Annotated in this window: 11 protein-coding genes; 2 read left to right on the top strand and 9 right to left on the bottom strand. The window is 63.5% G+C overall.

Going from position 1 to position 13,252, the window contains the following annotated elements; all coding sequences use genetic code 11:
• Positions 1-626: 626 nt before the first annotated feature.
• From ACOYYX_RS27240 to ACOYYX_RS27205, 8 genes are all read right to left on the bottom strand, one after another.
• Complete coding sequence (locus ACOYYX_RS27240; protein WP_422925564.1) at positions 627-1,064, bottom strand: cupin domain-containing protein; 438 nt, start codon at positions 1,062-1,064, stop codon at positions 627-629.
• The gene (locus ACOYYX_RS27235) at positions 1,061-1,531 is read right to left on the bottom strand and encodes a carboxymuconolactone decarboxylase family protein (protein WP_422925562.1); all 471 of its coding nucleotides are present in this window, start codon (positions 1,529-1,531) and stop codon (positions 1,061-1,063) included. The genes ACOYYX_RS27240 and ACOYYX_RS27235 overlap by 4 nt, the downstream gene beginning before the upstream one ends.
• 4 nt (positions 1,532-1,535) lie before the next feature.
• The gene (gene sigJ, locus ACOYYX_RS27230) at positions 1,536-2,486 is read right to left on the bottom strand and encodes an RNA polymerase sigma factor SigJ (RefSeq protein ID WP_422925560.1); all 951 of its coding nucleotides are present in this window, start codon (positions 2,484-2,486) and stop codon (positions 1,536-1,538) included.
• 248 nt (positions 2,487-2,734) lie between these two features.
• Positions 2,735-4,633: a signal peptide peptidase SppA gene (gene sppA / locus ACOYYX_RS27225; RefSeq protein ID WP_422925558.1), complete on the bottom strand. Its 1,899-nt coding sequence runs from the start codon at positions 4,631-4,633 to the stop codon at positions 2,735-2,737.
• A gap of 227 nt (positions 4,634-4,860) precedes the next feature.
• A complete protein-coding gene (locus ACOYYX_RS27220; RefSeq protein WP_422925556.1) occupies positions 4,861-6,138 on the bottom strand; it encodes a tetratricopeptide repeat protein in 1,278 nt (425 codons plus the stop codon).
• The gene (locus ACOYYX_RS27215; RefSeq protein ID WP_422925554.1) at positions 6,135-7,511 is read right to left on the bottom strand and encodes an AAA family ATPase; all 1,377 of its coding nucleotides are present in this window, start codon (positions 7,509-7,511) and stop codon (positions 6,135-6,137) included. The genes ACOYYX_RS27220 and ACOYYX_RS27215 overlap by 4 nt, the downstream gene beginning before the upstream one ends.
• A gap of 443 nt (positions 7,512-7,954) precedes the next feature.
• Entirely contained in the window at positions 7,955-8,077 is a 123-nt protein-coding gene (locus ACOYYX_RS27210; RefSeq protein WP_422925552.1) for a hypothetical protein, read from the bottom strand.
• 948 nt (positions 8,078-9,025) lie between these two features.
• A complete protein-coding gene (locus ACOYYX_RS27205) occupies positions 9,026-9,919 on the bottom strand; it encodes a response regulator (protein WP_422925550.1) in 894 nt (297 codons plus the stop codon).
• A 456-nt stretch (positions 9,920-10,375) separates the two neighbouring features.
• On the opposite strand from ACOYYX_RS27205, the gene ruvA reads away from it, so the two are divergent.
• Together ruvA and ruvB are read left to right on the top strand one after the other, a co-directional pair.
• Positions 10,376-11,029 (top strand): Holliday junction branch migration protein RuvA, encoded by a 654-nt coding sequence (gene ruvA / locus ACOYYX_RS27200; RefSeq protein WP_422925548.1) that lies wholly within the window; start codon positions 10,376-10,378, stop codon positions 11,027-11,029.
• Positions 11,030-11,090: 61 nt separating this feature from the next.
• Positions 11,091-12,179, top strand: coding sequence for a Holliday junction branch migration DNA helicase RuvB (gene ruvB, locus ACOYYX_RS27195; protein WP_422925546.1), 1,089 nt, complete (start codon positions 11,091-11,093; stop codon positions 12,177-12,179).
• Positions 12,180-12,202: 23 nt separating this feature from the next.
• Here ruvB and ACOYYX_RS27190 read toward each other — a convergent pair whose 3' ends face one another.
• Positions 12,203-13,240, bottom strand: coding sequence for an L-threonylcarbamoyladenylate synthase (locus ACOYYX_RS27190; RefSeq protein WP_422925543.1), 1,038 nt, complete (start codon positions 13,238-13,240; stop codon positions 12,203-12,205).
• Positions 13,241-13,252: the final 12 nt, after the last annotated feature.

The raw sequence follows: 13,252 nt of genomic DNA, 5'->3' as shown, positions 1-13,252 counted from the left end.
GACCGAAGAGATTCCATCCCCATCCTCGCGGGGAAGGGGAAACTCAGACCCATCCCGCCCACTCCGGATCGCCCCTCTCGATGGCTAAAAAGTAGCCGACAGCCCGACTCAACCTCGGGCCTTGTGAGTACCTCCGCCATCGGATCCTCCGGAACGAATGCCGAATCTTTCGCACGATCCTCGGGCCGACAGACGTTTTCGGTATGGTTCCTCCTCTCCTCATGCAACGTGAATGGCGACGAGGATGACTTCAGGACCGCACTTCGCACGTTTGATATGTTCAAAATGGCAAAGATTGATCGCTGGGGTCGGGACCGCGAGGAAGCTACAGTCGACGGGCCAGCAACACCGCGCCTGGCCCTGAAAGCCAGCAGCAGCAGCAGCAGCCACCCTCAAAAGAGTGTGCTACAGAATTCGAGAGGGAGCTTCGTAAGACGTGGGAATGAGTCGTATGGATGGATCGTGGAGGCCGGTCGCGAGGCTTGCAGCGACTCTCCATCGACTCAATCTGGGGCGGGGGAACGCGAGGGCAGGCCGTTCGGGGCGGATTACGCGATGCCATCGGGCACCCGCAATCCGCCCCTCGTTTCGCAAGCGGGAGGGGAGTGAGACACTCCCGACTCCCATCAGTGGGCCTCCTGACCCTCCGGGGTCACGAGCGGGCCGGAATCGCGAGGATGGAGGATCACGGCGAGGACTCGGGTCTTCTCCTTGGTGCTCGGATTTCGCGAGACCCGGTGCAGGGCTCCGCCGGGCTCGTAAAAGGTCTCGCCGGCCTTGAGGGTCTTCACCGGCTGATCGTCGAGAGCGAGTTCGAATTCACCTTCGAGGACGTAGCCGAAGATCGGGCCGGGATGGCGATGCGGCTTGCCGGCGACGCCGGGGCCGAACTCAACCTCGACGGTTGTGACCTTGGCCTTCTTCCCGTTCAAGGTCTCGACGATGTCCCTCTCGGAGAGCGGCTTCACCGTCTCATGCTTGGGGTTTTCGCCATGATTCGCCAGCGAGAGCCCCCCGGCGCCGAGGACCACGCCGATACCAACCGCGAAGAGTGTACGTGTCATTCCGAGCTCCTTTGCTTGGACTGAGGCTGGTAAGCCCCGGGGACGCTCCTGAAGCTGATCGCGAGACGATTCCAGGCGTTGATCGACGCCACCGCCCACGTCAGGTCGACGAGTTCCTTCTCCGAGAAGTGCTTGCTGGCTTCCTCGAAGACCTCGTCGTGGACGCCCCCCTGGATGAGGGTCACTGCCTCGATCCAGGCGAGGGCCGCGCGCTCGCGATCGGTGAAGAAGGGGGTCTCGCGCCAGGCGTTCAGGGCGTAGAGCCGCTGCTCCGTCTCCCCCGCCGCGCGGGCGTCCTTCGTGTGCACATCGATGCAGAAGGCACACCCGTTGATCTGCGAGGCCCGCGTCTTCAACAGTTCGAGCAGGGGATGCTCGAGCCCACACCCCTTGAGGTAGATCTCCAGGCCGGAAAGCGCCCGGTAAGCTTCCGGAGCCAGCTTCATGAAATTCAAACGAGCTTCCATCGTCTCATTCCTCCGGGCCTTCGATGGGCCCACTCGCGTTGACGTTGTCGTTGAACCTGGGTTCGATCCCCGGTTCAGGAGATCCTGGCGTGTGCCAGCGTCGGAGCTTCGCGGGATTCAGGACGCTATAGAGCCGGCTGATGCGTCCCGACTCCGAGTCGAACGTGAGGACCTGGACGACCGCCCCGGCCATCGAGAAGACGACCCCCGGCTGACCATTGACGATGGTCGTGGCCAGATCACAGGCCAGCTGACGCTTGCGGAAGACCACCGAGAGCAGGTTGGCGATCCGGTGCGTCCCGACGAGGGGCTTGGGAGCCGCCGGGGCCCTCCCGCCACCATCGGAGTAGTAGATCGCATCCTCGGCGAGCATCGACTCGATCGAGTGCAGGTCCCCCGAGCGGCAGGCGTCGAAGAACCGAGCGGCGAGGTCCTCCGCGAGGCCGGGGTCGGGGCTATAGCGTTGATCCTTCTGCCCGAGCCGCTTCTTCGCCCTGGCCGTGATCTGGCGGACGTTCACCGCGGTCTTGTCCAGGACCTCGGCAATCTCGTCGAACTCGTAGTCGAAGACCTCGCGGAGCACGTAGGCCGCCCGCTCGGCGGGGGATAGCGACTCGAGCAGGATCAGGAACGCCATCGACAGCGACTCGGCCAGTTCCAACTGATCCGGCTTACCCGGCTCCCAGGTCTCGGGGATCGGTTCCGGGAGCCAGGGCCCGACGTACTCGGCCCGACGCTTCGCCCGCCGGAGCCGGTCGATGCAAAGCCTCGTCGTCGCCTTCACGAGCCAGCCCTCGTGCGACTCGACCCCGCCGACCTGCTGGAGCCGCAGGTACGCATCCTGGACGGCGTCCTCGGCGTCGGCCGCGGACCCCAGTAGCCGATATGCGAGAGCGAGCAGCCTCGGACGAATGCTCTCGAAGCCATCGTCGTTCGGATTGCCTGCTGTGTTCATCTCAGCTCGACCCCCTCTCGCCAGGCCATTCGACTTGATAGGGCCCGGGTGACATCAAGGACGCTCGAGGCGGCGATTCGGTGACAAGATGCTCGAAAATCTCTCGAAGCTCCTGCCGAATCCAGATTTCGGATGAGCCACTCGTGGAATTCCCGCGGCCGCCAAAGAAAAAGAACCACGCCGGGTCTGGCCTTAGGAGCCTGACCCGACGTGGTTCGTGGTTTTCAGCCGCCCGACCGACTCGACGTTCAGCGCGGGAAGGCGATCTCGGGCATCATGATGATGACCCCTTCCTGGCGGATCAGCTCGAGGCGCTGGAGGGCCGCCTTGACCGAGGTCATCCGCTCCGGATCCAGCGACTTCAGGTAGGGCATGGCGAGGTCGAGGATCGAAGTCCCAGACCCGAGCCTCGAGAATCCGGGCATCAAGCGGAGGCCGGGCTGGTTGTCGCTCTCGCCCGACGACTCCTCGACGAGCTGCTCGAGGAAGTTCTTCGCGGCGGGGACGGCGCGGACTTCATAGTCCTTGATCTTGGCCTCGTCGGCGACGTGGGCGATCGCATCCTGGAGCGTGGCGAGCTTGTCGACCAGGCCGAGTTCGAGGGCCTGCTTGCCCGTGTAGACGCGGCCGCCGGCGAGCTCGTCGATGGGCTTCTTCAAGCGGTTGCCGCGGGCCTTCGTGACGTGGCCCTTGAAGACGCCGTAGATGTCGTCCATCCAGGCCTGCATCCGCTTGCGTTCCTCGGGCGAGAAGACTCGCGAAGAGGCGAGCATCCCCGCGTTATCGCCGCGCTGATAGCTCTTGAAGCTGATGCCGGTCTTCTTCCACAATTCGCCGGTCGCGAGCTTGCCCGAGACGACGCCGATCGACCCGGTGATCGTCGATTCGTCGGCGAAGATCAGGTCCGAGCCGCAGGCGACGTAGTAGCCGCCGCTGCCGGCGACGTCTCCCATCGAGACGATGAAGGGCTTCTTGGCCTTCACCCGCTTGGTGGCGTCGAGGATGATGTCGCTGGCCACGGCCGAGCCCCCCGGCGAGTTCACGCGGAGGACGACCGCCTTGATCGAAGAATCGCGGGCCGCCTCGTCGAGGGCCTTGCGGATCTTCGAGCTCGTCGCCGCCTCCGCCTCGAAGGGGGAGGGCTGGCCGCCGCCGAGGGTGATGGCCCCTTCGACGTAGACGATGCCGACGGCGTCCTTAGTGCTCTTCTTCTTCTGCCCCTCGCCCAGCAGTTCGCTCCAGATCTTGAGGAAGGCGAAGGGGGACGACATGTCGACCTTCGGGGGGATCTTCTGGCCGTACTTCTTGTCGAAGACGGTGTCTTCACCATACTTCGACTTGAGCATCGCTTCGAATTCCTGACGCTGCTCGACGGCGTCGATCAGGCCGGCCGCCTTGCCCTTCTCGGCCGTGTAAGGGCCCTCGTTGATCCAGCGGCGGGCCTGGTCGTGATCGACCTTTCGCCCCTGGGCGATCTGCTTGACGGCGGCCTCGAACATGCCGTCGAGCAGCCAGTTCTGCATCGCCTCGGCCTCGTGGCTGGGGCCTTCACGCATGAAGATCTCGGAGGCACTCTTGAAGGCGCCGCAGGTGAGGAAGTCGGGAGTGACCCCGACCTTGTCGAGCAAGCCGCGGAGGTACGGGCTCTCGGCATAGAAGCCGGTGATCCAGAGGTCGGCGGTCGGCACGACGCTGAGCCGGGTCGCACCCGAGAGCAGCACGTACTCTCGCATCGAGAGCGAGTCGGCGTGGGCATACACATCCTTGCCCAGCGTCTTCGCCTGGCCGAGGACGTCGCGGATCTCCTCGACCTGCGCGGCGCCGAGGGATCCTCCTTCGTGCAGGAGGACGATCGCCTTGACCTCTTTATCCTCGCCGGCCTTCTTGATGCGGCTGACCAGGTCCTTGAGCGACACGCTCGGCCCGGAGCCCAGGAAGAGCGACTCCTCGGCGGGGGCCTCGCTGACGCTCCCCTTCAGCCGGAAGACCGCGACCTTCGGCTTGGCTTCCTTCTTCGCCTCTCCTTCCCCGGCCTTCTCCGGCTTATCATCCGCCCGAATGCTCGTCGCGCCCGGCATCGCCGTCGCCACCAGAAGCCAGGCGGACAGCACCCAGAGGCTGTGTTTTGCGTACTTCGACTTCGTCATCTCGCTTCCTCCTGGAGTAACACCGTCGTCAACGAATGCCTCGGTGTCCCTGTGTCGACAGCCTATTCGACAGCGGACGCTGAATCTTGACCGAGAGCGTGGGGATCCGGAAGGACCTAGGGTCCCAAATCGTGCGTGAGACACTGCCAAGCGGCAAGGTGAAGGCCTCGCGCGAACACGGCGCAGCACGAAGGTTCATGCCCGAAGCCGAAGCTGTCTTCGCCGCGTCAATCGCGACTGGAACGCAACCCGAGCAACGCCGGCACCCAGCTCGAGAGGATCGCACCGAAGAAGAAGTACACCAGGTACTCGCCAGCTTTCTCTCCATTTCGCCAGGGGCTGAAGCTGCCGAGGAAGCCGAGGCTCAGGAAGGGCAGGCCGAGGAGTGCCAGCACGCCCGTGTACACTCCGAGGAGTCGTTGGTGCGTCGGATTCGAACGCCCGAACGTCACCGACAGTGGGAACAGAAGGAGGCCGAAATAGATCATACCGGCGAGGTTGTAAGCCAAAGGGTAAACGAAGAAGGAGAGTAAGCAGAAGAAAGCAAACAGGAAGCTAATGCCAATCCAGCTCGCCTCGGTCTTTTGTTCGCGAGAGAGCGCCAACCGACCGAACCGATTGAACATGAGGAAGAAGTTGAACAGGGGGCTGGCGATCCATGTCAACGTGATGAACGCAAAGAGGAGGCACAGGATCGGCGTGATCAGGAACTGGAGTTCGGGCCTGGCCCTCCCGATCTCCGCCAAGAGCCTGCGGCCAAAAATGATCCCCAGGATCAGTCCCCACCGGGCGGCGGATGACTGCCGTCCCGTCCAGAGGAAGAAGCGGAGCATCAGCCTATAGATCAGGTGACGAGCCTTGAGCGCCTCGACGATCCCCTCGCGAGCCCACTCCAGATTGGGCTCGAGGCGGAGGGCTTCGCGGAAGTGGACCAACGCCTGCACGTGGTCTCCCCGATGCAGGCAGGTCCACCCCTGGTTCGCCTGTGTCAATGCGTTCTCGGGATCGTCTTCGAGCGCCGAGCCGAGGGTCTCCGCCGCCTCCTGCTTGCGGCCGAGTTGGATCAGGGCCATCGCGCGGACGTTGGCGCAGAGGGCGTTCTCGGCGTCGAGCGACAGGCCGTGATCGGCGGCCTCGAGAGCCTTCTGCCAGCGATTCGAAGCGTAGTAAACCTGGGCGAGCAGGCCGAAACTCGGGATATGATTCGGGTCGAGCTGGATCGCAGCGTGTAACGAGGCCTCGGCCTCCTTGAGCCGCCGCATGCCGAGCAGCACGCGACCCCGCACGTAGTGGCCGAAGTCCCAGCCGGGCTCGAGGCGGATCGCCTCATCGGCCTCGTGCAACGCCTCCTGGAAGAGGTCGCGCTGCTTCAGGCAGAGCGCGAGCATCGCGTGAGGCCCGGGCTCGTCGGGCGCCTCGATGATCGCGCCGCGGAACTCACGCTCGGCGAGGTCATAGCGGCCCTGCTCGAGGAGGATCAGGCCACGCTGAAGGGCGTTTGTCATCCGAGTTTGAGGTGCTTGAGGATGTCGTCGTAGATGCCGCCCTGATTGGAGTAGAGCGCGTAGTTCCTGGCGGTGGAGAACCACTCGCGCGTCGAGGGCTTCACGCCCGAGGCGGCAGTGAGCAGGTCTTTGGTCGTCAAGGGGCGCAGGCCCCCGGACTTCATAGCCTCGCGAAGCTTGGCCTCGACGGCCAGGTCGACGACCGCCTTGAGGTCGGCGCCCGAGAGGGAGTCGGTCTTCTTGGCGACGTGCTCGTAGTCGATGTCCTGGACCGGCTTCCCCTTGCAGAGGACCCGCAAGATCGCGGCACGCGCGGGGGCATCCGGCGGCGGCACGAAGAGGATCCGGTCGAAACGCCCGGGGCGCCGGAAGGCCGGGTCGAGGTGCCAGGGGGCGTTGGTCGCGGCGAGGATCAGGACGCCATCGTTCTTCGGGCCGATGCCATCGAGCTCGGACAGGAACTGGTTGATGAGTTGGCGTCCGCCGCTCCCCTTCATGTCGGACCGGCTCGCCGCCAGGGCATCGACCTCGTCGAAGAAGAGGACGCACGGGGCGTTGTCGCGGGCCTGCTCGAAGAGGGCGTGCAGATTCTTCTCGCTGTTCCCGATCCACATCTCCAGCACGTCGTTGATGCCGACGGCCAGGAACCCGGCCTGGATCTCGCCGGCCGTCGCCTTCGCCAGGTGGGTCTTGCCACAGCCCGGAGGCCCGTAGAGCAGGATGCCCCCGCCCGTCGACTTGCCGTAGGCCTTGTAGATCTCGGGATGGTTGATCGGATGAATGATCTTCATCCGGATCTCATCCTTGACCGATTCCATCCCGCCGACGTCCTCGAACTTCAAGTTCGAGCGCTCGATCTCGCCGACATGGTCGGAGGCCGGCCCTCCCCAGGAGGCGCGAAGCTTGCCCTCGACGACCTCGTCGAAATCCTCCTCGTAGGAATCAGAATCCTCGTCCATCTCAGGCTCGACGCGGATCCCGAGTCGCTCCGCGAACTCGCGGTCGGCAACCTCGGGGTTGGCCTCGACCCCCTTGCGGTACTGCCGCACGGCTTCTTCGATCTCGCCGGCGTGCGAGAGGACCTTCGCGAACAGGATGAAAGCCTGGGCGGGAGCGTCGGGTCGCTTCGCGACATCCTCGAGGATCACGACCGCCAGCGATTTCTTGCCTTGCTGGATGAAGCTGTTGGCCAGGCCGACCTTGAGCAGGGCATTGTCGGGGGCGAGCGTCAACGCCTCGCGGAACTCCGTCTCGGCGAGTTCCGGCCGGCCCTGGGCCAGCAGGCTCTCGGCGAGGTGTCGGCGAAGCGGCACGTTGTCCGGCGAAAGCCGAATGGCCTCTCTCAACGTCTCGAGGGCGCGATCACCGGTCACGAGCACTCCTGGATCAAATCTTTGCGCCTTGAGGGATTATGGCCGCCCGATTCTAAATCCAGGTTCCACGAATCGTCAAGGAGAGCCAAGCCCCGCCGATGGACACAGTAGGCGACCACGGCGTCGCCGTAAACCCCGGATCGAAGCTCGGATCCGCCACGTCGGAGCGGGCTTCGATCCGGTGTTCGTGGGATGTCGATTCCCGGAGACCTCCCCAGCGTCGGGGAGATGACACGCCGGCCTTCACCACGATCGCTGGCCTCTGGCCAAACGTCTTTTCCAGCTCGATCCCAAGCACAATCTTCGCGACAAATAAATCGATTTCAAAACATTTCGCACAAGACACATTAATCGATCAGCCATCTTTTGATATATCAGCCTCGCTTGCGAACCATCGCCGGGTCACCGAACCTCGGGGCCTCCTCATGACGGGGAATTGGGGATCAGTGACCGCGAATGAGCCAGATAATCAGCCAGATGATGAAGGCCCAGATCGCCAGCCCAAGAGGCACGGCCAGGAGAAAACCGCGCCAAAAATTGAGTTCATCTCTCTTGTCCGGCGACATCTTCAATCGCTCCGCAGGGAATCAGGTCGACAGCATCCTCGTGTCGTGCGGCGGTTTCCCGCCACCACGACAACCAGGCATCCCGCACAATCTCGCCAAAGGCCCAGGATCTCGAAACCAACAAACTTGACGCATGGCGGGCCGGAACCGATGCAAAAACCATCGCCAGGGACGAGCGAACTCGAAGATGGGACCAACACCAGGCCTTCGTGAACGCGGTATCAAGCGCGGGCGGAGTCGTGAGATTTGTGCGCTTTCGATTCCAAAATGCAAGTCCGAACACGAGAAGAAACGATCAAAAGGCCAATCGAGTGTCCAAGCAGGTTCTTTAACGATCATCAACATTCCGTCAACCTGAATACCGACTTTGCATCATCGAAGATTCTAGCTTCCGACGATCTCTTGCGAATTCGAGCGTTGCGATCCGAAGCCCCGCGATGACACATGCCGTCGCATCTCGATCGGGTCAGATCTCGGGAAAACGTCCAAATTCTTGCGAGAGCCTCGTCTGGGGATCTCCGATTTCTTCAAGGCGTCACATAATCGCCGGGAAGTGACCGGAACGTCAAGGACTCGACCTCGTGCGCCTGTCGCTTATCGGGCCATTCCCCGCGACGAACGTGAGTCGAAGGGACTTGCTCACCGGCATATCCAGGTTGGCGAGCTCGGATTGATAAGAAACTTTGCAATCATAATTCAATGAAGAGATTCCTTATCAATGGAGCCCTCGGGTCGACGAACCTCGAAACTGCCCCGACTCACCATGCGGAGAGCCGTGCCGAGGAGAAGCAGGCACTCGACGTCCGATCTTCGAGGCGAAGGGGGGGGTACGACGTCGCCAACTATCTGAGGGAGCTATCAGGCGGGAGGTCTGGGGCAGGCACGAGGCCGATCAATGCCGATCAAGGCGAATAAAAATAAGGGCATCAAGGAAGCCGTCGAAAGGCTTCAACTCGGACGGGAAGAGGCCTTCTTCTTCATCGTGATCTCGTTCCCGGCCGCGTTGAACGAGACCTCGTCCATGAAGGCCTTGATGAGGAAAATCCCCCGGCCGCTCTCTCTCAGGAGCTGAGACGTTTCCGTGGGGTCGACGAGACTCGTCGGGTCGAAGCCCGGGCCGTCGTCCTTGATGATGAAGATAGCTTCGGTCGGCGAGACGATCGACGTGAAGTGGACCGCTCGCTCGTTGTAGGGGGATTCCTGCCTGCGCTGATTGGCGAGGTCGCGATACGCCCGGCCGCCGCCCTGCCGCATCTCGGAATCGAGCTCGAGGTTGCCGTGCTCGATCGCGTTGACGAGGGCCTCGCGGAGTGCCACGCCGACGCGGGTCAATGTCGTCGGGTCGCTGAATTTCATCGCCGCGAGGTCTTCCTCGATGTGCCGGACGAGCGGGGTGATGAGCGAGGAGTCGTTGTCGAGGACGAAGCGGGACTCGACGCGAGTCATCGAGCGGGCGATCTGCTGGCGACGGACACGCCCCACGGCGATGTCCAGCACGTCCTTGAGCGTCGGGATCAGGTCTCGCGTCAGGAGCCGCTTGGGGACGTAGCTGGCCGCCCCGGCACGCAATGCGCGGACGACGAGGTCCTCGCTGCCGTGCGCGGTCACGAGGACGACGGGTATGAACGGATAATCCTTCTTGAACGTCTCGATCAGAGTCAGCCCGTCCATCCCGGGCAGCTCGAGGTCGGTCACCACGAGGTCGGGCGGCGAGTAGCGGACGCTGCTCAGGGCGTCGCTGCCGTTGTCGACGACGGACACGCTGTAGCCCGCATCCTCGAGCAAAGCCTCCATCTCGAGGGCCTGCGTCGGGCTATCTTCGACAACCAAAATTCGAGACATCGGGTATCCCTGGGGGGCCTCCCGGTCCTCGTGACAATCAGAGGGCGATCGTCCGTCGCCTTCCCCGTGGCAGTCCACAACCCGATGGGTCCCGTACAAGTAAGATCGATCCAGCAAGCGGACACAAGGCATCTCTACGAGATTTTCGGCCGACCGGCCTGATCTGGCGCGACGTAAGTCCAGTGGGGTCGAGGATTCACGAACAAATACGGTCGAGGACATTCCCTCGGAACCACACCGCTCCTCACCCCAAGATCCCGCCCTTGATACGGCCTCAACCAAGAATGCCCGAATGGTCGATACATTCCTCAAGAAATGAGCCCCTCACGCCCGCTGCCTGACGATAAACTCCGAGGCAGACCCGCTCTTGCAGCTGCGCGAGGGACGCGGCATAATAGTGAACAAACCGACAGAATCCACGGATCGATTGATCAGTCCATCAGGAGGGTGCTTCTCGTGATCAGCCAAATTCGAGGCATTCTCCGCACGGTGACCGACGAGGAGCTGACGCTGGCGGTCGATCCGATGGAGATCTCCATCCTGATCCCCGAGCACACGCGTCGGCAGTTGCAGACGAGGCTCGGAGAGCTCGTCTCGTTACACACGATCTTCTATATCGAAGGGAATGCGATGGGAGGGAGAATGACCCCTCGCCTCGTCGGGTTCCTCTCGGCGGTCGATCGCGAGTTCTTCGACATCTTCTGCTCGGTCGACGGCGTGGGCGTCCGCAAGGCCCTGCGTGCGATGGTGAGGCCCGTCCGTGAACTCGCCAGGACGATCCAGGACCAGGACGTGAAGATGCTGGCCACCTACCCCGGCATCGGCGAGGCCACGGCCGAGCGCATCGTGGCGAAGCTCAGGCGCAAGGTCGGCCGGTATGCCCTGATCGTCGGGCAGGAGCCGGAAGCGGCCGCGGCGGCGACCAACGGCTCGCCCGAGAACGCCGAGCCCGACGTCATCCGCGACACCTACGCAGCCTTGCTCTCGGTCGGCCACACGGAGAGCCAGGCCAGGGCGGCGATCGACCGCGTCCTGACCGGACGCAAGAAGTACAAGACGGTGGCGGACATGATCGACGCCATCTATCAGCAGACGCGGGAAGCCGACTGACCCGGCGCTCCCAAGGCCAGGCGATGGATCGACCGAACTCATACAAAGGGATGAGTCCACAATGCGAGAGCCCATCATCACCGGACAGCAGGGAGGACCACCCGACCCGCCTCGCCGCAAGAACGAGGCAGAGCCCGCGGTCGATCCCCTTGATGAAAAACTGAGGCCCAAGCGGCTCATCGAGATCATCGGCCAGCGCAACGTCGCCGAGCGGCTGTCCATCGCCCTCCAGGCCTCGAAGAAGCGCAACGAACCGCTGCCGCACATCCTCTTCGACGGCCCCCCAGGTTTGGGGAAGACGACGTTCGCCACCGTGCTCCACAACGAGCTCGGCGTCGAGCTGAACATGACGAGCGGCCCCGCGCTCGACAAGAAGATGGACGTCATGCCCTATCTGACCAACGCGTCGGAAGGCTCGATCCTCTTCATCGACGAGATCCACCGCCTTCCAAAGACCGTCGAGGAGTTCATCTACCCGGTGATGGAAGACTTCCGGGTGGACGTCGTTCTGGGCGAGGGCATCTCGGCCAGGACGATCAATCTCCCTCTGAAGAAGTTCACGATCATCGGCGCGACGACGCGGAGCGGCATGCTCTCGGGGCCTTTGCGCGATCGCTTCCACATGCACGAGCACCTCGAGTTCTACGAGGTCGACGAGCTCGCCAAGATCGTCTCCATCAACGCCGAGAAGCTCAAGACGACGATCACCCCCGACGCCGCCTGGGAGCTCGCCCAGCGGAGCCGAGGGACACCTCGACTTGCCAACGCCCGCCTGCGCTGGGTCCGCGACTTCGCCACCGCCCGCGCCGACGGCAACATCACCCTGCAGATCGCCCAGGACGCCCTGACGATGCAGGAGGTCGACCCCGAGGGCATGGACAAGCAGGACCGTCGCTACCTCGAGACGCTCATCAACGTCTTCGGCGGCGGGCCCACAGGGGCCGAAGCCCTCGCGGCTACCATGAGCCTCTCCGTCGATACGCTCACCGACGAGGTCGAGCCGTTCCTCCTCCGCCGGCACTTCATCGTCAGGACCCCTCGAGGCCGTCGCGCCACCGCCAAGGCCTACACCCACATCGGGCTTTCCGAGCCTTTGCCCGATGAGAGTGACGACACGCTCTTCAACGATCAACGATTCCTGTTCCCATGAACGGGATCTGAAGGGCGTACCCTCTATAGTTGATGGCCCGCCTCGGGCCAGGGCTTGGAAGCACGCCAGGCCCGATCCCGGATCGCGAGCCATTCAGGCTCGTCGGGCGGGAAGAGGAGGATCAGGAAGTCGAGCCGACGCGAGTCGAGGTCGTGGAGCGAGGCATAGAGCCCCGCTTCGGCCTCGGCGGGTGTTCGCAGACGGATGTGATGCGCCGGCCCTTTCGTCGAGGATTCCTCTCCGAGCGGATCGCCGAGCATGATCAGCCCCCAGTGAGAGTTTCCTGATGAGGGCAGGGGGGGCGAGCCCATGCGTTCGACGCGATAGGTCGGGGTCGTCGGCGCGTAGTGGACCAGCATCTGGCCAGGGCTGGAGTGTGCAATCGGCTTTTCGCCGGCAGGCCCTGGGCCGAGGACTTCCTCGCCAAGTTCCAGGCTCAACTGCTCGATGGTGACAGAGCCCGGCCTCAGGACGCGCGGAGGATCGCACGAGAGGTCGAGGACGGTGGACTCGATCCCCACGTTCGTCTTGCCGCCGTCGAGGATCATGTCGATCTTGCCATCAAGATCCTTTTGAACGTGCCAGGCCTCGGTGGGGGAGATGCCGGTCGACCGGTTGGCGCTGGGGGCGGCGATGGGGCGGCCCGTGGCCTCGATCAGGGCACAAGCCAAGGGTGAGGCGGGCATCCGCACGCCGACCGTGCCCCGACCGGCGGTGACGATGTCGGGGATGATCGCTGACCTCGGCAAGAGCAGAGTGAGGGGGCCCGGCCAGAACCTCTTCGCGAGTCGCTCGGCCCGCTCCGGCCATTCGGTGACACAGGCTCGGGCGAGGGCCAGGTCGTGTACATGCACGATCAGGGGGTTGAAGCTGGGTCGGCCTTTGGCTTCGAAGATCCTCGCGACGGCCTCGGGGTTGGTGGCGTCGGCACCGAGGCCGTAGACCGTCTCTGTCGCGAACGCGACGAGGCCGCCCGAGCGCAAGACTCGGGCGGCCTCGGTGATGGCCGAAGGATCGGGTGATCCGGGATCGATCGCGAGAGTGCGGGTTCGTGATGACACGAGAAGAGGGCG

Origin of the sequence: Singulisphaera chitinilytica (assembly GCF_049331405.1) — a bacterium.
In the GTDB taxonomy this organism is placed as follows: domain Bacteria; phylum Planctomycetota; class Planctomycetia; order Isosphaerales; family Isosphaeraceae; genus PoT.
The sequence above is the reverse complement of the archived record's forward strand: the minus strand, read 5'-3'. Positions and strand labels throughout refer to the sequence as shown.